Consider the following 23,956-nt stretch of genomic DNA (forward strand, 5'->3'; position numbering starts at 1 on the left):
CGTCCTTTTATAGATTGAGGGTCAGGCTGACGGTGAAGTTGCGCGGCTCTCCGGGGTTGACCCAGTAGTTGCTGTAGGAGCGCTCGTAGTACTTTTCGTCGAACAGGTTGTTGAGATTCAGGCCCACGGTGACGTTATCGCTGGCCTTGTAATGGGCCAGCAGGTCGACGGTGTGGTAGGCCGGCAACTCGAAGCTTTTACCGGCCTCGCCCGAACGGTCGCCGACATAGGTAAACGCCGCGCCCAGGTCAGAGCCACGCAGGGCGCCATCCTGGAACTCATACACGCCCAACAGGCTGCCACTGCGCTTGGCCACGCCGAGAATGCGGCTACCGGTGGGGATCTCTTTGTCACCCTTGGTCACTTCGGCGTCGATGTAGGCAAAGGCGCCAATCACGCGCACGGCGTCAGTCAGTTGCCCGGTCAATTGCAGGTCGAAACCCTGGCTGCGGGCCTTGCCGATAGCGCGCTTGGTGTCGGTGGCCGGGTCGGTGGCCAGGGTGTTTTCCTTTTCGATATGGAAGGCGGCGAGGGTGGTGCTCAGGCGGTCGTCGAACAGCTCGCTCTTGATGCCCACTTCATAACCGACGCCTTCCTCGGGCTTGAGGAAATTGCCGGCGGCGTCCAGCTCACTTTGTGGTTTGAACGAGGTGGAGGCGTTGGCAAACAGGCCCACTTGTGGTGTCAGTTGATACAACAGGCCGGCCCGCTGGGTCATGATGTCGTGGGTTTTCTGGCTCTTGGCACCGTTGCGAGTGAAGTCCTCTGAACGTTGCTCGACGTGCTCCAGGCGCATGCCAACCACACCGCGCAGGCGCTCGGTAAAAACGATCTGGTCTTGCAGGTTCAGTGCCTGGCTTTTCACCTGGGTGAAAAAATCACTACCGGAGCGATCGCCAGTGGGCTTGGGCTGGCCATAGATCGGCTTGTAGATGTCGATGGGGTAGATACCGGCGATGGCAGTTACACGCTCTTTCTTGCGGTAATCCTCGTACTCGGTGCCGATCAGCAGTTCATGCTGCCAACTGCCAATATCGAACAGACCGCGCAGCTCCAACTGGGTGATGCTGTCGTGCCATCCCATGGAGCGTTGGCGGTAGCGGCGGTTGACGGTATGGCCGTCGGCATTCAGCGCGCGGCTTTCCGAGGCTTCGCCCCACAGGCTGCCCTGTTTGTAATGGCTGGCCAGGCGCAGCTTCCAGGCATCGTTCAGATGATGCTCGAGGGTGGCTTGCAGGCGGTTGTTGTGGTTGTCGATATCGCCGTCGTTGGGCTCGCCGAGGAAGGTCGAGCGCGACATGCCGCTCCAACGGTTGTTGGGGGCCACGATGCCCCGGTCGAAGGTCGAGCTGTGGCGCACGAACTCACTCTCCACCAGCAGGCTGGTGTCCGGGTCCAGTTGCCAACTAAAGGAGGGCGCGACAAACACCCGTTTGCTCTGCACGTGATCGCGGAAGCTGTGGTTGTCTTCCACTGCCAGGTTGACCCGCGATAACACACGGCCTTCGCTGTCCAGCGGGGTGTTGATATCCACGGCGGTGCGGTAGCGATCCCAACTGCCGGCGCTGGTTTGTACGGTGGTGAAGGCTTCGGCTTGGGGTTTCTTGGTGACGATGTTCACGGTACCGCCGGGATCGCCACGGCCATACAGGCTGGCGGCGGGGCCCTTGAGCACTTCAATGCGTTCGATATTGGCCGTGTCCGGCGTGCTGGGGTAGCCGCGGTTGGCGCTGAAACCGTCCTGATAGAACTCCGATGTGCTGAAGCCGCGAATGCTGTACTCGTAAAGGGTCAGGCCACCGAAGTTGTTCTGCTTGGACACGCCGCCGGCAAATTCCAGGGCGCGCTCGACGTTGTTGCTCCCCAGGTCCTTGAGCACCGTGGCGGGAATCACACTGATCGATTGTGGGATATCGCGCAGGGCTGTGTCGGTCTTGGTCGCGCTGGCCGAGCGGGTCGCACGGTAGCCCTGGACCGGGCCGGTGGCGGATTCATAGGCCTCACCGGTGATGCTGGTGGTGCCCAACTCAAGGGTGTTGGTGTCTTCTGCAAACACCGGGTCCACCAGCAATCCCAGGGCGAGACCAGCCAGGGGCGCAAACTTTCGAGACGTCATGGTCTAACATTCCAATATCAATATTGAAATAATATAACATGACTGTTGAGAGTGTATCTCTTTAAGGAGCGCCCTTTATTCTTGTTCTTTAACCGGTGCTGGTGGCGGCCGCAGGCCCACTTCGGCCTGGAGTTTGATCTCTTTGCCGTTGCGCATGACCTGGATCGCGACCTTTTCCGTTGGTTTGATCCGCGCCACCTGGTTCATCGAACGACGGCCATCGCCAGCCGGTTCGCCATCGATGCTGAGGATCACATCGCCGACCTGCATTCCGGCTTTTTCCGCTGGACCGCCACGCAGGATGCCGGCAATGACAATGCCTGGGCGCCCGGTCAGGCCAAAGGATTCCGACAGTTCCTTGGTCAGCGGCTGCACTTCAATCCCCAGCCAGCCACGGATCACCTGGCCGTGCTCGATGATCGACTTCATCACTTCCATCGCCAGCTTTACCGGGATCGCGAAACCAATGCCTTGGGAGCCACCGGATTTGGAAAAAATCGCGGTGTTGATGCCCGTCAGGTTGCCGTTGGCATCCACCAGTGCGCCGCCGGAGTTACCCGGGTTGATCGCCGCGTCGGTCTGGATAAAGTCTTCATAGCTGTTGAGACCCAACTGATTACGCCCGGTGGCGCTGATGATGCCCATGGTCACGGTCTGGCCGACGCCGAACGGGTTGCCGATGGCCAGCGCCACATCACCGACGCGCAGGCCTTCGGAACGGCCGATGGTGATGGAGGGGAGGTTCTTCAGGTCGATTTTCAGCACCGCAAGGTCGGTTTCCGGATCGCTGCCCACCACCCGCGCCAGGGTTTCGCGACCGTCGCGCAGGGCCACCACAATCTGGTCGGCCCCGGTGCTCACATGGTTGTTGGTGAGGATGTAGCCTTCCGGGCTCATGATCACCCCGGAGCCGAGGCTCGATTCCATGCGGCGCTGCTTGGGCGAGTTGTCACCGAAAAAGCGCCGGAATTGTGGGTCTTCAAACAGCGGATGCGCCGGTTTATTGATGACTTTGGTGGTGTACAGGTTGACCACCGCAGGCGCCGCGACCACCACTGCATCGGCGTAGGTCACCGGGCCCTGTTGCACCGCGCTGGTTTGCGGTGCCTGTTGCAGGTTGACGTCCAGGCTTGGCAGGCCGACCCATTGCGGATAACGCTGAATAATCAGCATCGCGATCAGCACGCCGGCCAACAATGGCCATCCAAAAAAACGCAGCGCCTTGAGCATCAAGTAAGTCCTGACAGGTTGCAGGGGGCGCGGGAGCGCCCATAATGTCGCGCATTATACGAGGCCGCGAGCGCCTCTGAACGGGATATTTAGGAGTCTTTTATGGCCGTCGCCCTGAGCACCCTGGTTGAAGAAGCGGATCGCTACTTGAACAGTGCGAAAATTGCCGATTACTGCCCCAACGGCCTGCAGGTCGAAGGGCGGCCGCAGGTGTTGCGTATTGTCAGTGGCGTGACCGCCAGCCAGGCGCTGCTCGACGCAGCAGTCGAGGCCAAGGCCGATCTGGTGCTGGTGCATCACGGCTATTTCTGGAAAGGCGAAAGCCCATGCATCACCGGCATGAAGCAGCGTCGCCTCAAGACCCTGCTCAAGCACGACATCAGCCTGCTGGCCTACCACCTGCCGCTGGACTTGCACCCGGAAGTGGGCAACAACGTGCAATTGGCCCGCCAGTTGGACATTACCGTCGAAGGCCCGCTGGACCCGGACAACCTCAAGGTGGTCGGCCTCGTGGGCTCCCTTGCCGAGCCGCTGTCGGCGCGGGACTTCGCCCGTCGCGTGCAGGAAGCCATGGGGCGCGAGCCGCTGCTGATCGAAGGCAGCGCGATGATCCGCCGCGTGGGCTGGTGCACCGGCGGCGGCCAGGGCTACATCGACCAGGCCGTGTTGGCCGGGGTCGATCTGTACCTCAGCGGCGAGGCCTCGGAACAGACCTTCCACAGCGCCCGTGAAAACGACATCAGTTTTATCGCCGCCGGCCATCACGCCACCGAGCGTTACGGCGTCCAGGCCCTGGGCGACTACCTGGCCCGGCGCTTTGCTCTGGAACACCTGTTCATCGACTGCCCCAACCCGATCTAAGCCTCCATTGCGTCCACTGTAGGAACCGGCAAGCCGGCTCCTACAGGGCGATGTACGGCCAAACGAGGCGGTATATCCATATACCGTTTCGATCTAGCTGGCTCCCTGAATAGAAGAATGTGCTGTGCTAGCATGCCTCGCTCGAACACGGCCCGCAGGCCGTCCAAAAAGAATCGTTTTTCCGTGAGTAGCCATGGTCGACAAACTGACGCATCTCAAACAGCTGGAGGCGGAGAGCATCCACATCATCCGTGAGGTTGCCGCCGAGTTCGACAACCCGGTGATGCTCTACTCCATCGGCAAAGACTCCGCCGTGATGCTGCATCTGGCGCGCAAGGCATTCTTCCCGGGCAAGCTGCCGTTTCCGGTGATGCATGTGGACACCCAGTGGAAATTCCAGGAAATGTACAAATTCCGCGACCGCATGGTCGAGGAACTGGGCCTGGAACTGATCACCCACGTCAACCCGGACGGCGTGGCGCAGGGCATCAACCCGTTCACCCACGGCAGCGCCAAGCACACCGATATCATGAAGACCGAAGGCCTGAAACAAGCCTTGGACAAGTATGGTTTCGACGCAGCATTCGGCGGCGCCCGTCGCGATGAAGAGAAATCCCGCGCCAAAGAGCGCGTGTACTCATTCCGCGACAGCAAGCACCGCTGGGACCCGAAAAACCAGCGCCCGGAGCTGTGGAACGTCTACAACGGCAACGTCAACAAGGGCGAGTCGATCCGCGTGTTCCCGCTGTCCAACTGGACCGAGCTGGATATCTGGCAGTACATCTACCTCGAAGGCATCCCGATCGTGCCGCTGTACTTCGCTGCCGAACGTGAAGTGATCGAGAAGAACGGCACGCTGATCATGATCGACGACGAGCGCATCCTCGAGCACCTGTCCGACGAAGACAAAGCCCGTATCGTCAAAAAGAAAGTACGTTTCCGTACCCTTGGCTGCTACCCGTTGACGGGCGCGGTGGAGTCCGAAGCCGAGACGCTGACGGACATCATCCAGGAAATGCTCCTGACGCGAACTTCCGAGCGCCAGGGCCGTGTCATCGACCACGATGGCGCCGGCTCCATGGAAGACAAAAAACGTCAGGGTTATTTCTAAGGGGTTGTCATGTCGCACGTATCTGATTTGATCAGCGAGGACATCCTCGCTTACCTGGGCCAGCACGAACGCAAGGAAATGCTGCGCTTTCTGACCTGTGGCAACGTCGACGACGGCAAGAGCACCCTGATCGGGCGCCTGCTGCACGACTCGAAGATGATCTACGAAGATCATCTGGAAGCCATCACCCGCGATTCGAAGAAAGTCGGCACCACCGGTGACGATATCGACCTGGCGTTGCTGGTCGACGGCCTGCAGGCCGAGCGTGAGCAGGGCATCACCATCGATGTGGCCTACCGCTATTTCTCCACCGCCAAGCGCAAGTTCATCATCGCCGACACCCCTGGCCATGAGCAGTACACCCGCAACATGGCCACCGGTGCTTCCACCTGTGACCTGGCGATCATTCTGGTGGATGCGCGCTACGGCGTGCAGACCCAGACCCGTCGCCACAGCTTTATCGCCTCGCTGTTGGGCATCAAGCACATCGTCATCGCGATCAACAAGATGGACCTCAATGGTTTCGACGAGAGCATTTTCGAGTCGATCAAGGCCGACTACCTGAAGTTTGCCGATGGCATCGCGTTCAAGCCGAGCACCATGGCCTTTGTGCCGATGTCGGCGCTCAAGGGCGACAACGTGGTGAACAAGAGCGAGCGTTCGCCGTGGTACACCGGCCAGTCGCTGATGGAGATCCTCGAAACCGTCGAGATCGCCAACGACCGCAACTACACCGACCTGCGTTTCCCGGTGCAATACGTCAACCGTCCGAACCTGAACTTCCGTGGTTTCGCCGGCACCCTGGCCAGCGGCATCGTGCACAAGGGCGACGAAGTTGTGGTGCTGCCGTCGGGCAAGAGCAGTCGCGTCAAATCCATCGTCACCTTCGAAGGTGAACTGGAACACGCAGGCCCAGGCCAGGCCGTGACCTTGACCATGGAAGACGAGATCGACATCTCCCGTGGCGACCTGCTGGTGCATGCCGACAATGTGCCGCAAGTCACCGACGCCTTCGACGCCATGCTGGTGTGGATGGCCGAGGAGCCGATGCTGCCGGGCAAGAAATACGACATCAAGCGCGCCACCAGCTACGTGCCGGGTTCCATCACCAGCATCGTGCACCGTGTGGATGTGAACACCCTCGAAGAAGGCCCGGCCAGTGCCTTGCAGTTGAACGAGATTGGCCGGGTCAAGGTCAGCCTCGATGCGGCCATTGCCCTGGACGGTTACGCCAGCAACCGCACCACCGGCGCTTTTATTGTGATCGACCGGTTGACCAACGGCACCGTGGCGGCGGGCATGATTATCGCGCCGCCGGTCAGCCATGGCAGCGCAGGGCAGCACGGCAAGTTGGCCCACGTGGCCACCGAAGAACGCGCCCAGCGTTTCGGCCAGCAGCCAGCCACCGTGTTGTTCAGCGGCCTGTCGGGCGCTGGCAAGAGCACCTTGGCCTATGCGGTCGAGCGCAAGTTGTTCGATATGGGGCGTGCAGTGTTTGTGCTCGATGGGCAGAACCTGCGCCATGACCTGAACAAAGGTCTGCCGCAGGATCGTGCCGGGCGTACCGAAAACTGGCGTCGTGCGGCCCACGTGGCGCGTCAGTTCAACGAAGCTGGCTTGCTGACCCTGGCGGCTTTTGTGGCGCCGGATGCCGAAGGCCGTGAACAGGCCAAGGCGCTGATCGGCAGTGATCGTTTGCTCACGGTGTACGTGCAAGCATCGCCGCTGGTCTGTGCCGAGCGTGACCCGCAAGGCCTGTACGCCGCCGGTGGGGATAACATCCCTGGCGAGTCGTTCCCCTACGACGTGCCGTTGAATGCCGACCTGGTAATCGACACCCAGGCCCTGTCGCTGGAAGACAGCGTCAAGCAAGTGCTGGAACTGTTGCGTCAGCGCGGCGCGATCTAAACCGCGCCGCCACAAAAAAGCCCGCCACCGATCACTCGGTGGCGGGCTTTTTTATGGAATCTTGAAAACAACTCGGCCAAATGTGGGAGCGGGCTTGCTCGCGAAAGCGGTGTATCAATCAACAAATAAAGTGACTGACACTCCGTATTCGCGAGCAAGCCCGCTCCCACATTTTTGCTCAGCGACGGGCAGGGTAATCCGCGTGAAGCTGGTCTAAAAGGGCATCCTTTTCAGTCCACAGGTTATTGATCCAGCCTTGGAACGCCAGCCGATACTCCCCATCCTGCTCATAATTCTTGCCAATGAACTCGCCAGGGATTTGCACCTCTTCAAACTGCACCACCACATCCCGCACGTTGCCGCACAGCAAGTCCCAGAAACCAGGACGCCCGCCAGGGTAGTGGATAGTCACGTTCACCAGTGATTTCAACTGCTCACCCATGGCATCCAGCACAAACGCAATGCCGCCGGCCTTGGGCTTGAGCAGGTAGCGGAACGGCGATTGCTGCTGGGCATGTTTGCCTGGGGTAAAGCGTGTGCCTTCGGCAAAGTTGAAAATGCCTACAGGGTTGTCGCGAAACTTCGCACAGGTCTTGCGGGTGGTTTCCAGGTCCTTGCCTTTCTTCTCCGGGTGTTTTTCCAGGTAAGCCTTGGTGTAGCGCTTCATGAAGGGGAAGCCCAGAGCCCACCAGGCCAGGCCAATCACCGGCACCCAGATCAGCTCCTGCTTGAGGAAAAACTTCAGCGGGCGGATCCGCCGATTGAGCACGTACTGCAACACCATGATATCGACCCAGCTCTGGTGGTTGCTGGTCACCAGGTACGAGTGCTGGTAGTCCAGGCCTTCCAGGCCCTTGATGTGCCAGTGTGTGCGGCGCACCAGGTTCATCCAGGCGTTGTTATTGCTGATCCACGCCTCGTGGGTCTGGTTCATCAGCCACTCGCTGAAGCGCTTGGCAAACGGCAGCGCCTTGAACAGCGCGACGATAAACAGGAATGAACACAACAGGATGGTGTTCAACGCCAACAGCAGCGAGGCGATCACCCCACGCAGGGGGGCAGGCAGAAAGTCCAGCATTTAGGCATCCATAGGTCGGTTGGCGGCTTGAATCGCAGTCAGGGCGATGGTGTAGACGATGTCATCTACCTGGGCCCCACGGGGCAGGTCGTTCACGGGTTTGCGCAGGCCTTGCAGCATCGGGCCGAGGCTGACGCAATCGGCACTGCGCTGCACCGCCTTGTGGGTGGTGTTGCCGGTGTTGAGGTCGGGGAACACAAAGACCGTGGCCTTGCCCGCCACCAGGCTGTTGGGCGCCAGTTGCCGGGCGACGTTTTCGTTGGCCGCGGCGTCGTACTGCAACGGGCCGTCGATCAGCAGCGAGCTTTGTTGTTCGTGGGCCAGCAGGGTGGCCTCGCGGACTTTCTCCACTTCCTCGCCACTGGCCGAATCACCGCTGGAATAGCTGATCATCGCCACACGCGGGGTGATGCCGAAGGCGGCGGCCGAGTCGGCGCTTTGCAGGGCGATTTCCGCCAGCTCCGCGGCGCTGGGGTGCGGGTTCATCACGCAGTCGCCGTAGACCAGCACCTGCTCGGGAAACAGCATGAAAAACACCGACGACACCAGGGTGCAACCCGGCGCCGTTTTAATCAGTTGCAATGCAGGGCGGATGGTATTGGCGGTGGAGTGGATCACCCCGGACACCAGTCCATCCACCTCATCGAGCGCCAGCATCATGGTAGCGATCACAACGGTGTCTTCCAGTTGCTGCTCGGCCATCGGCGCGTTGAGGCTTTTGCTCTTGCGCAGCGCCACCATCGGCTCGACGTAGCGCTGGCGGATCAGGTCCGGGTCAAGAATTTCCAGGCCTTCGGGCAGTTCGATGCCATGGGCGCGGGCCACGGCCTCGACGTCGGCCGGCTTGGCCAGCAGCACGCAACGGGCAATGCCGCGGGCCTGGCAGATGGCGGCGGCTTGCACGGTCAACGGCTCGCTGCCTTCGGGCAACACGATCCGCTTGTTGGCGGCCTGGGCGCGCTGGATCAACTGGTAGCGGAATACCGCCGGCGACAGGCGCATCTCCCGTGGCGTACCACAACGCTGGTGCAGCCAGCGCGCATCCAGGTGACTGGCGACGAAATCGGTGATGATCTCCGCACGTTCGCGGTCATCAATCGGGATTTCCTTGTTCAGGCTGTTGAGCTGGTTGGCGGTGTCATAGGACCCGGTGCTCACCGACAGCACCGGCAACCCGGCCTGGAACGCACCACGGCACAGGTCCATGATCCGTGGGTCAGGCAGGGTGTCGCTGGTCAGCAGCAGGCCGGCCAGGGGCACGCCATTGATCGCGGCAAGGCTGACGGCGAGGATGATGTCGTCGCGATCCCCCGGTGTCACCACCAGCACGCCAGGCTTGAGCAGCTCCACCGTGTTGCGCATGGTGCGCGCGCAGATGATGATTTTGTTCATGCGCCGGGTTTCATAATCGCCGGCGTTGAGCACTTGCGCGCCCATCAGGTCGGCCACGTCACGGGTGCGCGGGGCGTTGAGCTCGGGCTGGAACGGGATGCAGCCGAGCAGGCGGAAATCGCCACTGCGCAGCAACGGCGAATGCTCCTTGAGGCGGGCGGCGAACGCCTCCATGCTCTCGTCGGTCTGCACCTTGTTGAGAATCACGCCGAGCACTTTCGGATCTTTCGGGCCGCCAAACAGTTGCGCCTGCAATTCCACACGGCCGGACAGTTCGGTCAGCACTTCGTTTTCCGGGGCGGAGACGAGGATGACTTCGGCATCCAGGCTTTTTGCCAGGTGCAGGTTGACCCGTGCCGCATAGCTGGCGCTGCGGGTCGGCACCATGCCCTCGACAATCAGCACGTCCTTGCCCACGGCGGCCTGTTGATAAAGGGTGATGATTTCTTCGAGCAACTCGTCGAGCTGGCCATCGCCGAGCATCCGCTCGACATGGGCCAGGCCCAGTGGCTGCGGTGGTTTCAGGCCATGGGTACGGGCCACCAGCTCGGTGGAACGCTCAGGCCCGGTATCGCCAGGATGGGGCTGGGCAATGGGCTTGAAAAAGCCGACTTTCAGCCCGGCCCGCTCAAGGGTACGCACCAGCCCAAGGCTGATGGAGGTCAGACCCACACCAAAATCGGTGGGCGCGATAAAAAAAGTCTGCATGCGAGTTCTCTGAAGGTGCATGGCTTCGGTGGTGCGCTATAGCTGCGCGCCGACCGGGAATCAGCTGCCAAGGGTATCGTTATCCGGGCGCTGCGCACACCAGCCACAGGCAAAGGGCTGGCCTATTTTTGCCAGGCGTTGCGCCGCATCCATCACCCAGCCCCGGGATTGCCAGGGCGGCTGATGGCGCAGGTGCTGCGTATGGCCACAGGACAGCGTGGCGACCCAGTGGCCGTCCCCGTCCTGATGAAATCCGACGACCGTCGGGTCACTGGATCGACCCCGTCTGTCCGGGTTGTGTTCGCTTTCGGGCAAATCCTTGTTTAGACTTGTCCGTTCTTCATTCTTATGCAAAAGGTCTCGCCCCATGCCGATCGCCGCCAACAAGGCTGTCTCCATTGACTATACCCTGACCAACGACGCTGGTGAGGTCATCGACAGCTCCGCCGGCGGCGCGCCGCTGGTCTACCTGCAAGGCGCAGGTAACATCATCCCGGGCCTGGAAAAGGCCCTGGAAGGCAAAGAGGTTGGTGATGAACTGACCGTTGCCGTAGAACCTGAAGATGCCTACGGCGAGTACTCGGCCGAACTGGTCAGCACCCTGAGCCGCAGCATGTTCGAAGGCGTCGACGAACTGGAAGTGGGCATGCAGTTCCACGCCTCCGCACCGGACGGCCAGATGCAGATCGTGACCATCCGCGACCTGGACGGCGACGACGTCACCGTCGACGGCAACCACCCGCTGGCCGGCCAGCGCCTGAACTTCCAGGTCAAGATCGTTGCCATCCGCGACGCATCCCAGGAAGAAGTGGCTCACGGCCACGTGCACGGCGAAGGTGGTCACCACCATTGATTGACGGGCTACGGCCGGTCAGTTGAAAAGAAAGGCGCCTTCGGGCGCCTTTTTTGATTGGCGGCTATTCTTGCCGACTTGGCGGCTGTAATCTCGAACTGCCGTTACACAGAATATGGGAAATCTGGAGTTTGTCATGAGTGCTTTCCACGACCTTAAACTCAAAGCCCTGGATGGTCAGGAGCTGCCTCTGGCGCCCTTCAAGGGGCAAGTCGTGCTGGTGGTCAATGTCGCCTCCAAATGTGGGCTGACCCCGCAATATGCAGCGCTGGAAAACCTTTACCAGAAATACAAAGGCCAGGGCTTCACCGTGTTGGGCCTGCCGTGCAATCAGTTTGCAGGCCAGGAGCCGGGGACCGAAGAAGAGATCCAGGAATTCTGTAGTCTCAACTATGGCGTGACCTTTCCCCTGGGCAGCAAGCTGTCGGTGAACGGTCCTGATCGCCATCAGCTGTACCGTTTGCTGGCGGGTGAGGGCGCTGAGTTTCCGGGGGACATCACCTGGAATTTCGAGAAATTCCTGCTGGGCAAGGATGGGCGGGTGCTGGCGCGGTTCTCTCCGCGCACCGCCCCTGATGATCCGAGTGTCGTCCAGGCCATCGAAAAGGCCCTCGACTGATTTGTAGTGGAGAGGGGACAAGTTCCCTCTCCACAGGTTGATGTGTCTTCCTGCTTTTGCACCTTAATCACCGCAATCAATAGTGCTATCCAGCACCACCAGCACTCCATATTATCCGCATCATAAAATTTCTCTCGTGCGGAGTGCTCCCATGCCTGTCCAAGCCTTGTTCAAACCTTTCCAGCTCGGTGCTCTGCAACTGCCGTCCCGTGTGGTCATGGCGCCGATGACCCGTTCGTTTTCCCCGGGTGGCGTACCCAATTCCAAAGTGATCGAATACTACCGCCGCCGTGCCGCGGCCGGCGTAGGTTTGATCATCACCGAAGGCACGGTGGTGGGCCATCAGGCTTCCAACGGTTATCCGAACGTGCCGCATTTCTACGGTACCGCTGCACTGGCCGGCTGGAAGAAAGTGGTCGACGCGGTGCATGCCGAAGGCGGCAAGATCGTCCCGCAACTGTGGCACGTCGGCAGCGTACGGCGTATCGGCACCGAGCCGGATGCCAGCGTGCCGGCCTATGGCCCGATGGAAAAACTCAAGGATGGCAGCGTGGTGGTCCACGGCATGACGGTCCAGGATATCAAGGAGGTGATCGCCGCCTTCGCCCAGGCCGCCAAGGATGCCCAGGACATTGGTATGGACGGTGTGGAAATCCATGGCGCCCACGGTTACCTGGTCGATCAGTTCTTCTGGGAAGGCAGCAACCAGCGTACAGACGAATACGGCGGCAGCCTGGCCAACCGTTCGCGTTTTGCCATTGAATTGATCCAGGCCGTTCGGGCCGCTACAGGTCCCGATTTCCCGATCATTTTCCGTTTCTCCCAGTGGAAGCAGCAGGATTACACCGCGCGCCTGGTGCAAACCCCTGAGGCCCTGGGGGAGTTCCTCAAGCCATTGGCTGACGCCGGTGTGGATATCTTTCACTGCTCTACCCGTCGTTTCTGGGAGCCGGAGTTCGAAGGTTCCGAGCTGAACCTGGCCGGTTGGACCCGTAAGCTTACGGGCAAGCCGACCATCACCGTGGGCAGTGTCGGCCTGGATGGCGAGTTCCTGCAGTTCATGGTCAATACCGACAAAATCGCACAGCCAGCGAGCCTGGAAAAACTGCTGGAGCGCTTGAATAACGATGAGTTCGATCTGGTGGCCGTGGGCCGTGCGCTGCTGGTCGACCCGGACTGGGCAGTGAAGGTGCGCGAAGGCCGTGAGGGGGATATCTTGCCCTTCAGTCGCGAGGCGTTGACCACCCTGGTTTAAGGGGTGAATTGACGGGCGCCATCGCGGGCAAGCCCGCTCCCACATTGGAATGCAATCAACCTGTGGGAGCGGGCTCGCCCGCGATAGGGCCCGTCAGGTCAGCTTCGATCCGCCCGTCTCCAGCAAATCCTCGCCACACGCCCCGCGCAGTTGATGTTCAAATCGCTCGATAATCGCCGGCCAACCCTGGCGACTGGCGTGCTGGCGCGCATTCAGGCGCACCCGGCGCAGACTCTCCGGTTCCTCCAGCAACCAACAGGCAGCGTCGCAAAACGCATCCTCATCCCCAGGCATTGCCACGGCACCGCTGTAGCCATGGCGGATATGCTGGGTGGCGGCCGCCTGGTCGTAGGCCACCACGCCCAGTCCCGAGGCCATCGCTTCCAGCACCACATTGCCAAAGGTCTCGGTGAGGCTGGGGAACAGAAACAGGTCCCCCGACGCATAGTGGCGCGCCAGCTCCTCACCGCGTTGTGTCCCGCAGAAAGTCGCGGTGGGGAGCGACATTGCCAGTGCCTCGCGTTGCGGCCCGTCGCCGATGACGATCAGCTTCATCCGACGCTGTGGATAAGTCGCCTGCAACGCCTCGAAGCAGCGTTTGAGCAGGCCAAGGTTTTTCTCCGGTGCCAGGCGTCCGACATGCATCACGGCAATATCTTCATTGCCCAGCCCCCACTGTTCACGCAGGACGTTGTCACGTCTGGCCGGGTGGAACAGTTGGCTGTCGACGCCGCGGGATAACAGGTCCAGGCGTTCGAAGTGGCGGCGTTCCAGTTCCAGGCGCTGGCTGACGCTGGGCACCAGGGTCAGGGTGGACCGGTTATGGAACCAGCGCAGGTAGTGGGTCAGGATGCGGCTGAGCATGCCCAGGCCGTATTGGCTGGAATACTGTTGGAAGTTGGTATGGAAACCGCTGACCACGCTGATCCCCAAGCGGCGCGCCGCCCGTAAAGCCGACAAGCCCAGCGGGCCTTCGGTGGCAATGTACAGTACGTCCGGGCGCTGGCGTTTCCAGCGCCGCAGCAGTTTGTGCATAGAGGACTGGCCCCATTGCAGGCCGGGATAGCCCGGTAGAGGCCAGCCGCGACACAGCAGCAGGCCGTCGTCGCTCTGGCGACTCAAATCGCCATTCTGGCGCGGGCGCACCAGCTCCACCTGATGTCCACGTGCGCGCAGGCCTTCACACAGGCGGCCAAGGGTGTTGGCCACGCCGTTGATTTCCGGTGGGAAGGTTTCGGTAATCAGGGTGATATTCAGGAAAGCTGTCGTCATGCAGCCAGTGTCGGCGCGGGCCATGTCGTCATTGTGTCATCGCGATGACGGATTTATGACGACAGGCCCGGTGCTGGCTTAGTTGAACGGCGTAGGATGCGGGGTCTTGGCCGAGGATGGCGGGAGGATCGGCAGCTTGAAGTCCGGCTGGTCGCCAGTCAGGGTGTCGAGGAACGCGACAATCTGGCTGACCTCATCAGTGCTCAACTTGCGCCCTAATTGCAGGCGGGCCATGACGTCCACTGCTTCGCTCAGGTTCCAGTAAGCACCGTCGTGGAAGTAGGGGTAGGTCAGGGCGACGTTGCGCAAGGTCGGCACCTTGAACATCATCCGGTCCTGATCCTTGCCGGTCAGGCCAGCCACGCCTTGGGCCGGGTTCTTGGTGGCATAGGGTTCGACCATGCCCATTTTCTGGAAGGTGCTGCCACCAACCGCCTCGCCGTTGTGGCAGGCCACGCAGCCGATGCTCTTGAACAACTGGTAGCCCTGCGCTGCCGTGGCGCTGATGGCCTTTTTATCGCCCATCAGCCAGCGGTCGAACGGGGCGTTGGGCGTGACCAGGGTTTCTTCGAAGGCCGCGATGGCGTTGGTCACATCGTCGAACTTGATGCCGTCATCGCCATACACTTTTTTGAACGAGGCCTGGTACTGCGGGATCGAGCGCAGCACGTCCACGGCCAGGTCATGGGTGAAGCCCATTTCGCCCGGGTTGGCGATCGGGCCGCCGGCCTGCTCTTGCAGGGTCGCTGCGCGTCCATCCCAGAATTGCGCGACGCTCATGCTGGAGTTGAGCACCGTCGGTGAGTTGATCGGCCCCTGGTGCCAGTTGTGCCCGATGGAGGTGGGCAGATTGTCGCTGCCGCCCATGCTCAGGTTGTGGCACGAGTTGCAGGAAATGAAACCGGACTTGGACAAGCGTGGGTCGAAGAACAATTGCTTGCCCAGTTCGACCTTATTGGCATCGGTGATCTTCGCCGGTTGCACCGGCAGGATGGGCTCATTGGCGGCGGCGGCCCCCCAGGCCTCGCCGCCCAACATCAATCCAAACATCAGCATCAACGGTTTGTACATGGTGCGCTCCCCACAGGCTTATAGTTTTAATAACCATGTGCTCTGTATGGGCAAATCGCCATGACCCAGGTCAATCGAACAGCCTAGGGTTTTTTCGCCAGCATCGCCTCGGCACCTTGCTCGCGTACCCAGAACAACGTCGCCCCGGCTACCGCCGCCGGCATCATCAGCAGGTTGACCACCGGCACCAGCAACACTAGGTAAACAATCCCGCCGAAACTCATGCTCTGCCAGCGCTTCTGGCGCAGCCAGGCAAGCATTTCGTTCCAGCCCAGTTTGTGGTTGTCCGCCGGGTAGTCGATGTACTGGATCGCCATCATCCACACCCCGAACAACAGCCACAGCGGTGCGGCAATCAGGTTGACCACCGGGATGAAGGACAGGATAAACAGGCCGATGGCTCGGGGCAGGAAGTAGCCCAGTTTGCGCATTTCCCGGGCCAGGGTGCGCGGGACCATGGCGAACAGCTCGGCCCAGCTGAAGGCCGGGAAGTCATCGGTGCCGCGTACCACCACTTCGACTTTTTCGGCGAGAAAGCCGTTAAAGGGTGCAGCGATGATATTGGCGAGCATGGTGAAGCTGAAAAACACCATAAAGGCCACCAGCAGCACGAACAGTGGCCACAGGATGTAGCTGAGGAAACTCAACCAACTGGGCAGCGTCGGCATCAAGGTGTCGACCCACAGGCTGAACTGGTGGCCAGCAAAATAGATCAATCCGACGAACAGGATCAGGTTGATCGCCAAGGGCAGCAGGACGAACAGGCGCAGGCCTGGGCTCAAGACCAGTTTCAGGCCTTCACGCAGGTATTGTGGGCCTGACAGAACGGGGGCGGGCATGGGTAACTCCGGGTAAAAGGGCAAACGCGCCGACCTTACCGGCTTTGCGAAAGCGGTGAAAGCACGGTCAGCGAGTCGACATTAACGGTAACAAACATGTCGATTAATCGGGGGTACAAGATAGAGACCACCTATGAGCTGGATTGTTATTCCGTATTTCCTTAATCTTGCCCCCCTCTATACGCTGCACCCATTATTTTCAGGGCCTGCGAGTTCAAGCCTTCCCCAAGTGCTTCGCGGTCCTTTTTTATTCCAGCCGCTCTGTAGTCCGGGCGGTCGATAGGAGTGAGTCATGTCTGATACCCGTCATTCGCGAGTGATTATTCTCGGTTCCGGCCCTGCCGGTTACAGCGCTGCGGTCTACGCGGCCCGGGCCAACCTCAAGCCGTTGCTGATCACCGGCATGCAGGCGGGTGGTCAGTTGACCACCACCACCGAAGTCGACAACTGGCCGGGCGATGTCCACGGCCTGACTGGCCCGGTGTTGATGGAACGCATGAAAGAACACGCCGAGCGCTTCGAGACCGAAATCGTCTTTGACCATATCAATGCCGTGGACTTCTCGAAAAAGCCCTACAGCCTGACTGGCGACAGCGGCGTCTACACCTGTGACGCCCTGATCATCGCCACCGGCGCCAGCGCCCGTTACCTGGGCCTGCCATCGGAAGAGGCCTTCATGGGCAAGGGCGTTTCCGCCTGCGCGACCTGCGACGGTTTCTTCTACCGCAACAAGCCGGTGGCTGTGGTCGGTGGTGGTAACACCGCCGTGGAAGAAGCACTGTACCTGGCCAATATCGCCAGCACCGTGACCCTGGTTCACCGTCGTGAAACCTTCCGCGCCGAGAAGATCCTGATCGACAAGCTGCACGCGCGGGTTGCCGAAGGCAAGATCATCCTCAAGCTCAACGCCAACCTGGATGAAGTCCTGGGCGACAACATGGGCGTGACCGGTGCGCGTTTGAAAAACAACGATGGCAGCTTCGACGAGTTGAAAGTCGACGGCGTGTTCATCGCCATCGGCCACACTCCGAACACTTCGCTGTTCGAAGGCAAGCTGACTGCCAAAGACGGTTACCTGGTGGTGCAGGGCGGTCGTGAAGGCAACGCCACCGCGACCAACATCGAAGGCATCTTTGCCGCTGGCGACGTGGCCGACCACGTCTACCGCCAGGCCATCACTTCGGCCGGCGCTGGTTGCATGGCGGCCCTGGATGCCGAGCGTTACCTCGACGGCTTGAAAGACGCTTCTTTCTAAACCGTTGCAATAAAAAAAACCGGCCGCGAGGCCGGTTTTTTTGTGTGTAACTGGACGAACACCGCAATCTCAATCTGGCAATCCAATCAGTGTGGGAGCTGGCTTGCCTGCGATGGCGGTGTGACAGCCACCACTGCCATCGCGGGCAAGCCCGGCTCCCACATTGACCGGGTTTGCAAGCTGGATCAGCGGCGGGTCAAAGGCTGCTGAACAAACTTCACTCCCGCCAACCCGTGTTCGATCAATGCGCGGATATTGCCGTGGTCTGTGCCCTCAGGCGTCGCCAGTACCGAACGATAATGCTCGCCAAACGCCAGCAACGCTTGCTGGTCGCTCAAGCCTTCGAGTAGTGCCAGGCCCAGGGTCTTGCACGAGCCTTCGTTCTGCCCGGCGGCGTTTTCTACGCTGCCATTGGTGAAGGCCTGTGGCTGGTAGTCGTAGCCGGCGGCGATAAAGGCCAGGGTATCGGCAAACAGGTGTTCGCCGCTGTCGAGGCTGGCGCGCAGGGTGTTGAGGTCAGTCATGGGTTTTTCCTTTGGCAAACGCCGCTTGTTGTTCGGCGCTGGCTTCTTGCTGGTACTGGGCTTTCCACTCGGCGTACGGCATGCCGTACACCACTTCGCGGGCGTCATCGAGGCTGACCTCGATCTGGCGTTCGTCGGCCTCGGCCTTGTACCACTTGGACAGGCAGTTGCGGCAGAACCCGGCCAGGTTCATCAGGTCGATGTTTTGTACATCCTTGCGGCTGTCCAGGTGCGCAACCAGTCGGCGGAAGGCAGCAGCTTCAAGTTCCAGGCGTTGTTGATCGGTCATAAGGTTCACGCAGATTCAGGGGGGTTAACGGCTGGCCGCCAGCGTAATCGAAACCGACTCGGCAAAGCGCAGCGCATGGGGCTTGTCGACTTCGACCTCGGCGTACAGCACCGACTCATTGCTCATCACCAGGTCCAGCACTTCCTGGGTCAGGCGTTCGAGCAGGGCAAAGCGGTTGCTTTCGACGTGGGCGATGATGGCCTTGGTGATGGTGCGGTAGTTCAAGGCGTGGTCGATATCGTTGTCGCGCACGGCGTCTTGTGCGGCATACAGGATGGTCAGGTTGATCAACACATCTTGCTTGTTGAGGATTTCATCCTCGTTGATGCCAATGAAGGTGCGCAGACACAGGTCCTTGACCCGGATGCGCGCCATACCTGGTTGAAGTTGTGGCATTGCTACTTGCTCCGTCCAATCAGTTGCAGGAACCCCAGGCGGCTGGTGTTCGGGTTTACTTGACATGCCGCCCGCCATTGACGGTCAGGGTGGTGCCGGTCACATAAGGGTTGTCCAGCAGGTAACGCACGCTCTGGTAAATCACCTCCGGCCCGGGTTCGATACCCAGTGCCGACTTGGCCAGGACCTTGGCGCGATAAGCCGCGTCGTCGCCTTCGTTGAACATCACCATGGCTGGCGCGATGCCATTGACCTTGATCCGAGGCGCGTATTGGGCGGCGAAGGACAGGGTCAGGCTGTCGAGTCCGGCCTTGGTGGCACAGTAGGCGATATGTTGGCGGCTGCCCTTGCGGGTGACGTCGTCGCTGATATGCACAATGTCGGCCGGCGTCGAGCGTCTCAGCAAGTCAGCACAATGCAGGTTGATCAGGTACGGTGCAAGCATGTGTACGCTGAACATATCGATAAAGGCGTTGGCTTCTTCCCCCGGTGTTTCTGCGGCCCAGGTCGAGGCGTTGTGGATGATCGCCCGTAGGCTACCGGTATGGGTCTTGAGTTCGCTGATGAACGCCAGGATACCGGCCTCGCACGAGAAGTCGGCAAATACGCCAACCGCGCCACGCTCGCGCAAGGCCTGCACGCCGGGACGTTCACTGCGGTAGCTGAAGATCACCGGTTGCTGTTCATCCAGCAAGCGCTGGGCGCAATGCAGGCCGACACGCTGGCCGGCACCGGTGATCAAGATCGGGGCGGGGGTGGAGGTCATGGGAAGCTCGGGTCGCGGGCAAGCTAAAACTATACCAGCGACCGGCCTGTAGCGGATCGGCTCAAACGGTTGCTTCGGCAGGTTTTACCCGTCGCGGAGCAGGATTGAGCCAGCCGGCCAGCAAATGGGTCGACAGGGGAATGAACAGATAGACCATCAAGGGCGTCAGGGCCAGGGTGCTGACCAGCACGCGGCTGAATAAGCCCAACTCGGCCAGCAACGGTTCCAGGCCGAAGTTGAACAGCAGCGACACCGGGAAAAACGCCAACCAGATCGCCACAGCCTGTTTCCAGCGCGGTGGGCGCTGGCCCACGGCACCAAACCAGCCTTCCATGCCGCTGACACGATGCTCCATAGGGTCGGCGAACAGTTCGCTGCCGCGCCCCAGCCAGGCGCTACGCGAGGCGGAGAACTCCCAGGCGTGCAGGGTCTGCTCGTCGGCGAAGCGGAAGATGATCTGGAATTCGCCACCGTCGGCAGGCGGTGCAAGCACGCCCGAACCCAGGTAGCCGGGGAAGTCCGTGGCCAGTTGCTCGCCTTCGCGCAGCCAGCTCATCATGTCCTGATAACGACCTTGGGCAGCACGGCGCGCGACCATCAAGGTGACGGGTAGGGTAGACATTGTGTATCTCCGAATGCGTGGGAGCGCGGCACCGGGTAGGTGGCGTCCCTGGCGAAACCGCAGGGTAGGGCGGCGACGCAGAAAAACAGGCAAGGATTATTCCTGATTTGACGAAATACACCAGCGGCATTGGACGGCAGGGCAGGTCCCTTGAAAAAGACAGGTATAAAAGCGTTAAATGGGATCCAACTTCGTATAAGTTCCTGGTCATTCGATGCCTGTAATCACAGCCCTGCCCCCCGGTCTTGAGCATGGCGGTCTAGCCGCCGCGGATGAGTTGTTTCCGATTCGTGAAGTCGCAAGATTGACAGGTATCAACCCGATCACCCTGCGTGCGTGGGAGCGCCGTTATGGTTTGATCCAGCCGGTGCGCACCGAAAGTGGGCATCGCCTGTACACGCAGAAGGACATCGAGACCGTTCATCGCATTCTGGATTGGATCGAGCGGGGCGTGGCGGTCAGTAAAGTCGGGAAAATCCTCGCCCGGGACGATGCGCAACTGTCTTCACTGCAGCAACAGTTGGAAGGCAGCGGTGACCATGAGTGGGTCCAGTGGCAGCAGCAGTTGCAATTGGCCATCGGCGCGTTTGATGAGCTGCAACTGGAGCGCCTGTATGGGCAGATCTTTGCGGCGTACCCCGCTGCGGTGGTGTTCCAGGACATTATGATGCCCCTTTGGCGCCAATTGTTGCGGCATCAGGGCCATTTTGGCCAAGCCAGCGAATGGCTGTTTTTCGACAGCTTCCTGCGTGCGCGGATTACCCAGCGCCTGCAACTGGCCCGCACTGGCCGCACGCCGCAGGTACTGCTGGCGGCTGTTGCCGGTGAATGCCGAGAACTGGAATTGCTGGTGGCGGGGCTCATGCTCAGTGGTGATGAACTGGCCGTGCATGTGCTGAACGTGGGCCAGCCCCTGGGTGAGTTGACGCTGATCTGCGAGAAGACCCGCCCGCAGGTGCTGGTGCTGTTCTCCAACCGTTCCCCGACCCATGAGTTGCCCAAGCGGTTGGGGCGGTTGGCCCTGACCCTGGAGTGCCCGCTGCTGCTGGCCGGTGATGCCTCGGACATGGCCGAGCAGCTTCTGGCCGATACTGCCATTGGCTGCCTGGGCAATGAGGGAAGGTTGATGCAGCGGCGCTTGCAGCAGTTCCTCAGGGGAACCCTGGATACCTGAATTCAGGCATGCACTTCGGGGTGGGCCAGGCGATGCTGTTGCAGGATGAACTGGCGCAGGCGCTCGGTTTCATCCACATCGTTCTGGCTCAAGCGGTAGGCAAACAGCCCGCGAGCGGTCTCGCGCTCCAGCGTGCCACGCACCGCAATCCTTTCGTAGCCCGATGGGCTGAACCACATCGAGAATGTCCTGGGTGGTTTACTGCGACCACGAGACTGCACCAGCAGGCCCTTGAACGATACTTCATGTACCCATAGCGCCCCGGGCTGGCCCTTGACGTTTTCCAGGGCGACCGGCTCTTCGAGGACCAGGCGCCAAGGCCGGATCATCGGCCCGTCTTCAAAAATGCTCGGTACCCCCAGGCGCAGGTGCAGGGCATGAAACTCGTCCTCCACCAATTGCAGGGGAAAGGTCATCTGCTGGTTATCGAACTGCGCCTGGATCGTTACCTGTTCATGGGCCGCAAGGCGCGTGAGCAGGTCGCGGATCTGCGCTCCGCCATTGACCGTCAGGCTCGACGACACATCCCGCACATTCAGTTGCGGGTTGTGGTGCATGTTCTGGATGAAGTCCAGTTCGTCCTGCGTCAAAAGCGCGTCGCGTTGCATTGATGTGGCTCAAGGAAATGCGTGATTAAACTGATTATCACCCTAAAGACCGTGTTTTCTAAAGTTTGTTAGATCCGCTCGTCGCTCGGAGTGCTGCCAGCTCGGCTGTAAGCTGCGCCACCTGGGCTTCAAGCTGGGCTACACGCTGCTGGGCCTTGACCTGAACCGTTACATCTTTTTGCACGCCGACGAAGTAAGTCTGCTGATCGGCTGGGTTGTAAACCGTTGATATCGACAGCTCGTTCCAAAAGTGCGTGCCGTCCTTGCGGTAGTTGCGCAGGATTTCCCGGCACGCGCCGCCACTGTCCAGGGCGTCGCGAATGGCCATCAGGGCCGGCTGGTCACGGTCACCCGCTTGCAGGAAGCGGCAATCCTGGTAAAGGATGTCGTCCAGGCTGTAACCGGTCATACGTTCGAAGGCCGGGTTCACGTAAATCAGGGGCTTGTCCTTGCCTTCCCTCTCAGCCACGGAGATTCCGTCGTTGGAGGCGTTGACCACCATCTGCATCAGCTTGGCGTTGATCATTGAGCGATCCATAGCGTGTTTGTGGATTTCTTAGTGTAAGACAACTCGCCCGGCTGCCAGCTGTTAATATCCCAGGTTTTCACTCAACTACAGGATCAGATTGATGAAAGTCGCCATCCTTTCCGGCTCGGTCTATGGCACGGCAGAAGAAGTTGCCCGCCACGCCATGGATATTCTGAACGTGGCCGGTTTCGAGGCCTGGCATAACCCGCGGGCGAGCCTGGCCGATGTGCAGGACTTCGCCCCGGACGCCTTTCTGGCCGTCACCTCCACCACCGGCATGGGCGAGTTGCCGGACAACCTGATGCCGCTGTATTCGTCGATCCGCGATCAACTGCCCGCCGCCTGGCGCGGTTTGCCGGGAGCGGTGATCGGCCTGGGCGACGCCAGCTACGGCGATACCTTCTGCGGTGGCGGCGAGCAGATGCGCGAGCTGTTTGGCGAGTTGGGCGTGCGCGAAGTGCTGCCGATGCTGCGTCTGGATGCCAGCGAAAGCGTCACCCCGGAAGCCGATGCCGAGCCATGGCTGGCAAAGCTGGTCACGGCACTGCGCGGCTGATCGGATACTCGCGTAGTAACGCCAGCCAGGCCAGGGCAGCTTTCGACAGATAGGCGCCCTGGCGCCAGATAAAGGCGATGTCCCAGCGCAGGAACTCAGGCGCCCTGAGTGTCAGGCGTACCACGCCAGGCCGTTCGAGGCCGCGCGCGACCACGCTGGGCAGCAGCACCACGCCCTGGCCGGCGGCCACCAGCGCCACGAGAAAATCCGCCTGGCCGCTGCGCCCGCTTTCCCGGGGCGTGAAGCCCACCTGCTGGCAGGCCTGGAGCAGTCGGTCATTGAGCACAAAGCTGCGCTGATACATCAAAAACGGCGTGTCGGCCAATTCTTCCAAGCCAATCTGCCCACGCTGTGCCAGCGGGTGGTCCACGGGCAGCAGCGCATCCAGGGGTTCGTCACAGAAGGCTTGCCAGGCAAACGCCGGATCGGTGGGCAACAGGCTGCCGCCGACGTCCAGCTCTCCGGCGAGGATCGCCTGTTCGATATTGCGACTGCCGCCCTCAAGCAATTGGATGCTGACATTGGGATAGCGCCGGCGATATTCGGCAAACAAGCCGGCAAACAGTGTGTCGCCACCCAGTTGCGGCAGGCCCATGCGCAACTCGCCACGGGTCAACTGATTCAAGTCGTCCAGCTCGCTCAACAACTCGGTTTGCAGGCGCAGCATCGCCTCGGCCCGTTGCAGCACCACGTGCCCGGCGGCGGTCAGGCGTACCTGTGAGCCAATGCGGTCGAGTAGCGGCGTGCCCAGGCTGTGCTCCAGTTGCGCCACTTGCTTGCTCACGGCGGACTGGCTGATATGCAAGGTTTTCCCTGCCTGGGTAAAACCGCCACGGTGGACCACTTCGATAAAACTGCGCAGTTGTTTGAATTCCATTACGGTAATTCCAGATTGGAATGGCTTGCAGTCTAACAATTCGCTTT

At 60.6% G+C, this 23,956-nt stretch carries 25 protein-coding genes; 9 read left to right on the forward strand and 16 right to left on the reverse strand.

From position 1 onward, the window contains the following. Positions 1–7: 7 nt before the first annotated feature. Both HBO09_RS19055 and algW read right to left on the reverse strand, forming a co-directional pair. Entirely contained in the window at positions 8–2,116 is a 2,109-nt protein-coding gene (locus HBO09_RS19055; RefSeq protein WP_169996227.1) for a TonB-dependent siderophore receptor, read from the reverse strand. Between the two features lie 75 nt (positions 2,117–2,191). Next, positions 2,192–3,346, reverse strand: a complete 1,155-nt coding sequence (gene algW / locus HBO09_RS19060; protein WP_169996229.1) for a Do family serine endopeptidase AlgW — start codon at positions 3,344–3,346, stop codon at positions 2,192–2,194. 102 nt (positions 3,347–3,448) lie between these two features. On the opposite strand from algW, the gene HBO09_RS19065 reads away from it, so the two are divergent. From HBO09_RS19065 to cysN, 3 genes are all read left to right on the forward strand, one after another. Beyond that, positions 3,449–4,207 (forward strand): Nif3-like dinuclear metal center hexameric protein, encoded by a 759-nt coding sequence (locus tag HBO09_RS19065; protein WP_169954879.1) that lies wholly within the window; start codon positions 3,449–3,451, stop codon positions 4,205–4,207. Positions 4,208–4,400: 193 nt separating this feature from the next. Further along, entirely contained in the window at positions 4,401–5,318 is a 918-nt protein-coding gene (gene cysD / locus HBO09_RS19070; protein WP_029295601.1) for a sulfate adenylyltransferase subunit CysD, read from the forward strand. A gap of 9 nt (positions 5,319–5,327) precedes the next feature. Further along, a complete protein-coding gene (gene cysN, locus HBO09_RS19075; RefSeq protein ID WP_169996231.1) occupies positions 5,328–7,226 on the forward strand; it encodes a sulfate adenylyltransferase subunit CysN in 1,899 nt (632 codons plus the stop codon). Positions 7,227–7,404: 178 nt separating this feature from the next. On the opposite strand, the gene HBO09_RS19080 is transcribed toward cysN, so the two are convergent. Genes HBO09_RS19080 through HBO09_RS19090 form a run of 3 tightly spaced genes read right to left on the reverse strand, consistent with a single transcriptional unit; the run spans position 7,405 to position 10,803 of the window. Then, the gene (locus HBO09_RS19080) at positions 7,405–8,304 is read right to left on the reverse strand and encodes an acyltransferase (protein WP_169996233.1); all 900 of its coding nucleotides are present in this window, start codon (positions 8,302–8,304) and stop codon (positions 7,405–7,407) included. Then, complete coding sequence (gene pta / locus HBO09_RS19085) at positions 8,305–10,404, reverse strand: phosphate acetyltransferase (RefSeq protein ID WP_169996235.1); 2,100 nt, start codon at positions 10,402–10,404, stop codon at positions 8,305–8,307. A 60-nt stretch (positions 10,405–10,464) separates the two neighbouring features. Next, positions 10,465–10,803 carry a DUF3565 domain-containing protein gene (locus tag HBO09_RS19090; protein ID WP_169996237.1) on the reverse strand — a complete coding sequence of 113 codons (339 nt, stop codon included), beginning with the start codon at positions 10,801–10,803 and terminating at the stop codon, positions 10,465–10,467. Between HBO09_RS19090 and HBO09_RS19095 the strand changes: the two genes are divergently transcribed. The 3 genes from HBO09_RS19095 (at position 10,772) to HBO09_RS19105 (ending at position 13,131) form a co-directional block, all read left to right on the forward strand. After that, positions 10,772–11,257 (forward strand): peptidylprolyl isomerase, encoded by a 486-nt coding sequence (locus HBO09_RS19095; protein ID WP_017476012.1) that lies wholly within the window; start codon positions 10,772–10,774, stop codon positions 11,255–11,257. The two genes, HBO09_RS19090 and HBO09_RS19095, sit on opposite strands and share 32 nt — an antisense overlap. A 136-nt stretch (positions 11,258–11,393) precedes the next feature. Next, positions 11,394–11,876: a glutathione peroxidase gene (locus HBO09_RS19100; RefSeq protein WP_169996240.1), complete on the forward strand. Its 483-nt coding sequence runs from the start codon at positions 11,394–11,396 to the stop codon at positions 11,874–11,876. A gap of 151 nt (positions 11,877–12,027) precedes the next feature. Beyond that, the gene (locus HBO09_RS19105) at positions 12,028–13,131 is read left to right on the forward strand and encodes an NADH:flavin oxidoreductase (protein ID WP_169996242.1); all 1,104 of its coding nucleotides are present in this window, start codon (positions 12,028–12,030) and stop codon (positions 13,129–13,131) included. A gap of 93 nt (positions 13,132–13,224) precedes the next feature. Here the strand turns inward: HBO09_RS19105 and HBO09_RS19110 are convergent, their stop codons facing one another. From HBO09_RS19110 to cysZ, 3 genes are all read right to left on the reverse strand, one after another. After that, the gene (locus HBO09_RS19110; RefSeq protein WP_169996245.1) at positions 13,225–14,403 is read right to left on the reverse strand and encodes a glycosyltransferase family 1 protein; all 1,179 of its coding nucleotides are present in this window, start codon (positions 14,401–14,403) and stop codon (positions 13,225–13,227) included. A 78-nt stretch (positions 14,404–14,481) separates the two neighbouring features. Next, positions 14,482–15,474 carry a cytochrome-c peroxidase gene (locus HBO09_RS19115; protein ID WP_169996247.1) on the reverse strand — a complete coding sequence of 331 codons (993 nt, stop codon included), beginning with the start codon at positions 15,472–15,474 and terminating at the stop codon, positions 14,482–14,484. Between the two features lie 83 nt (positions 15,475–15,557). Beyond that, the gene (gene cysZ / locus HBO09_RS19120; RefSeq protein ID WP_169996250.1) at positions 15,558–16,313 is read right to left on the reverse strand and encodes a sulfate transporter CysZ; all 756 of its coding nucleotides are present in this window, start codon (positions 16,311–16,313) and stop codon (positions 15,558–15,560) included. Positions 16,314–16,605: 292 nt separating this feature from the next. Between cysZ and trxB the strand changes: the two genes are divergently transcribed. Continuing rightward, positions 16,606–17,568, forward strand: a complete 963-nt coding sequence (gene trxB / locus HBO09_RS19125) for a thioredoxin-disulfide reductase (protein ID WP_029295584.1) — start codon at positions 16,606–16,608, stop codon at positions 17,566–17,568. A 185-nt stretch (positions 17,569–17,753) separates the two neighbouring features. On the opposite strand, the gene HBO09_RS19130 is transcribed toward trxB, so the two are convergent. The 5 genes from HBO09_RS19130 to HBO09_RS19150 form a co-directional block, all read right to left on the reverse strand. Then, positions 17,754–18,092, reverse strand: coding sequence for a HopJ type III effector protein (locus HBO09_RS19130; protein WP_169996252.1), 339 nt, complete (start codon positions 18,090–18,092; stop codon positions 17,754–17,756). Further along, positions 18,085–18,381, reverse strand: coding sequence for a DUF1244 domain-containing protein (locus HBO09_RS19135; RefSeq protein ID WP_032857713.1), 297 nt, complete (start codon positions 18,379–18,381; stop codon positions 18,085–18,087). Before HBO09_RS19135 ends, HBO09_RS19130 begins: the two co-directional genes overlap by 8 nt. A 24-nt stretch (positions 18,382–18,405) precedes the next feature. Beyond that, positions 18,406–18,777, reverse strand: coding sequence for a dihydroneopterin triphosphate 2'-epimerase (gene folX, locus HBO09_RS19140; RefSeq protein WP_029295577.1), 372 nt, complete (start codon positions 18,775–18,777; stop codon positions 18,406–18,408). A gap of 55 nt (positions 18,778–18,832) precedes the next feature. Further along, positions 18,833–19,543 carry a dihydromonapterin reductase gene (gene folM / locus HBO09_RS19145; RefSeq protein WP_169996255.1) on the reverse strand — a complete coding sequence of 237 codons (711 nt, stop codon included), beginning with the start codon at positions 19,541–19,543 and terminating at the stop codon, positions 18,833–18,835. A gap of 61 nt (positions 19,544–19,604) precedes the next feature. Next, a complete protein-coding gene (locus HBO09_RS19150) occupies positions 19,605–20,165 on the reverse strand; it encodes an antibiotic biosynthesis monooxygenase (RefSeq protein WP_169996258.1) in 561 nt (186 codons plus the stop codon). 214 nt (positions 20,166–20,379) lie between these two features. Here HBO09_RS19150 and HBO09_RS19155 point away from each other — a divergent pair, with 214 nt between their 5' ends. Next, the gene (locus HBO09_RS19155) at positions 20,380–21,339 is read left to right on the forward strand and encodes a MerR family transcriptional regulator (RefSeq protein WP_169996260.1); all 960 of its coding nucleotides are present in this window, start codon (positions 20,380–20,382) and stop codon (positions 21,337–21,339) included. A 2-nt stretch (positions 21,340–21,341) separates the two neighbouring features. Here the strand turns inward: HBO09_RS19155 and HBO09_RS19160 are convergent, their stop codons facing one another. Both HBO09_RS19160 and HBO09_RS19165 read right to left on the reverse strand, forming a co-directional pair. Beyond that, positions 21,342–21,947, reverse strand: a complete 606-nt coding sequence (locus HBO09_RS19160; RefSeq protein ID WP_169996263.1) for a hypothetical protein — start codon at positions 21,945–21,947, stop codon at positions 21,342–21,344. Between the two features lie 58 nt (positions 21,948–22,005). Continuing rightward, positions 22,006–22,473: a PAS domain-containing protein gene (locus tag HBO09_RS19165; protein ID WP_169996266.1), complete on the reverse strand. Its 468-nt coding sequence runs from the start codon at positions 22,471–22,473 to the stop codon at positions 22,006–22,008. A gap of 103 nt (positions 22,474–22,576) precedes the next feature. On the opposite strand from HBO09_RS19165, the gene HBO09_RS19170 reads away from it, so the two are divergent. Beyond that, positions 22,577–23,032: a flavodoxin gene (locus HBO09_RS19170; protein ID WP_169996268.1), complete on the forward strand. Its 456-nt coding sequence runs from the start codon at positions 22,577–22,579 to the stop codon at positions 23,030–23,032. Here the strand turns inward: HBO09_RS19170 and HBO09_RS19175 are convergent. Beyond that, positions 23,013–23,909, reverse strand: coding sequence for a LysR family transcriptional regulator (locus HBO09_RS19175; RefSeq protein WP_169996270.1), 897 nt, complete (start codon positions 23,907–23,909; stop codon positions 23,013–23,015). The genes HBO09_RS19170 and HBO09_RS19175 overlap by 20 nt on opposite strands. Positions 23,910–23,956 lie beyond the last annotated feature (47 nt).

Origin of the sequence: Pseudomonas sp. WS 5027 (genome assembly GCF_012985695.1) — a bacterium.
GTDB lineage: Bacteria > Pseudomonadota > Gammaproteobacteria > Pseudomonadales > Pseudomonadaceae > Aquipseudomonas > Aquipseudomonas hygromyciniae.

Excerpts from the sequence above, each read along its gene's own strand:
- folX (WP_029295577.1), bottom strand. The coding sequence starts at position 18,777 with ATGCCACAACTTCAACCAGGTATGGCGCGCATCCGGGTCAAGGACCTG.
- HBO09_RS19090 (WP_169996237.1), bottom strand. The coding sequence starts at position 10,803 with ATGGAGACAGCCTTGTTGGCGGCGATCGGCATGGGGCGAGACCTTTTG.
- HBO09_RS19095 (WP_017476012.1), top strand. The coding sequence starts at position 10,772 with ATGCCGATCGCCGCCAACAAGGCTGTCTCCATTGACTATACCCTGACC.
- HBO09_RS19105 (WP_169996242.1), top strand. The coding sequence starts at position 12,028 with ATGCCTGTCCAAGCCTTGTTCAAACCTTTCCAGCTCGGTGCTCTGCAA.
- trxB (WP_029295584.1), top strand. The coding sequence starts at position 16,606 with ATGTCTGATACCCGTCATTCGCGAGTGATTATTCTCGGTTCCGGCCCT.
- HBO09_RS19175 (WP_169996270.1), bottom strand. The coding sequence starts at position 23,909 with ATGGAATTCAAACAACTGCGCAGTTTTATCGAAGTGGTCCACCGTGGC.
- HBO09_RS19110 (WP_169996245.1), bottom strand. The coding sequence starts at position 14,403 with ATGACGACAGCTTTCCTGAATATCACCCTGATTACCGAAACCTTCCCA.
- HBO09_RS19080 (WP_169996233.1), bottom strand. The coding sequence starts at position 8,304 with ATGCTGGACTTTCTGCCTGCCCCCCTGCGTGGGGTGATCGCCTCGCTG.
- HBO09_RS19065 (WP_169954879.1), top strand. The coding sequence starts at position 3,449 with ATGGCCGTCGCCCTGAGCACCCTGGTTGAAGAAGCGGATCGCTACTTG.
- algW (WP_169996229.1), bottom strand. The coding sequence starts at position 3,346 with ATGCTCAAGGCGCTGCGTTTTTTTGGATGGCCATTGTTGGCCGGCGTG.
- HBO09_RS19055 (WP_169996227.1), bottom strand. The coding sequence starts at position 2,116 with ATGACGTCTCGAAAGTTTGCGCCCCTGGCTGGTCTCGCCCTGGGATTG.
- HBO09_RS19130 (WP_169996252.1), bottom strand. The coding sequence starts at position 18,092 with ATGACTGACCTCAACACCCTGCGCGCCAGCCTCGACAGCGGCGAACAC.
- cysZ (WP_169996250.1), bottom strand. The coding sequence starts at position 16,313 with ATGCCCGCCCCCGTTCTGTCAGGCCCACAATACCTGCGTGAAGGCCTG.
- cysN (WP_169996231.1), top strand. The coding sequence starts at position 5,328 with ATGTCGCACGTATCTGATTTGATCAGCGAGGACATCCTCGCTTACCTG.
- HBO09_RS19165 (WP_169996266.1), bottom strand. The coding sequence starts at position 22,473 with ATGATCAACGCCAAGCTGATGCAGATGGTGGTCAACGCCTCCAACGAC.
- HBO09_RS19135 (WP_032857713.1), bottom strand. The coding sequence starts at position 18,381 with ATGACCGATCAACAACGCCTGGAACTTGAAGCTGCTGCCTTCCGCCGA.
- HBO09_RS19160 (WP_169996263.1), bottom strand. The coding sequence starts at position 21,947 with ATGCAACGCGACGCGCTTTTGACGCAGGACGAACTGGACTTCATCCAG.
- folM (WP_169996255.1), bottom strand. The coding sequence starts at position 19,543 with ATGACCTCCACCCCCGCCCCGATCTTGATCACCGGTGCCGGCCAGCGT.
- cysD (WP_029295601.1), top strand. The coding sequence starts at position 4,401 with ATGGTCGACAAACTGACGCATCTCAAACAGCTGGAGGCGGAGAGCATC.
- HBO09_RS19155 (WP_169996260.1), top strand. The coding sequence starts at position 20,380 with ATGCCTGTAATCACAGCCCTGCCCCCCGGTCTTGAGCATGGCGGTCTA.
- HBO09_RS19100 (WP_169996240.1), top strand. The coding sequence starts at position 11,394 with ATGAGTGCTTTCCACGACCTTAAACTCAAAGCCCTGGATGGTCAGGAG.
- HBO09_RS19150 (WP_169996258.1), bottom strand. The coding sequence starts at position 20,165 with ATGTCTACCCTACCCGTCACCTTGATGGTCGCGCGCCGTGCTGCCCAA.
- HBO09_RS19170 (WP_169996268.1), top strand. The coding sequence starts at position 22,577 with ATGAAAGTCGCCATCCTTTCCGGCTCGGTCTATGGCACGGCAGAAGAA.
- pta (WP_169996235.1), bottom strand. The coding sequence starts at position 10,404 with ATGCAGACTTTTTTTATCGCGCCCACCGATTTTGGTGTGGGTCTGACC.
- HBO09_RS19115 (WP_169996247.1), bottom strand. The coding sequence starts at position 15,474 with ATGTACAAACCGTTGATGCTGATGTTTGGATTGATGTTGGGCGGCGAG.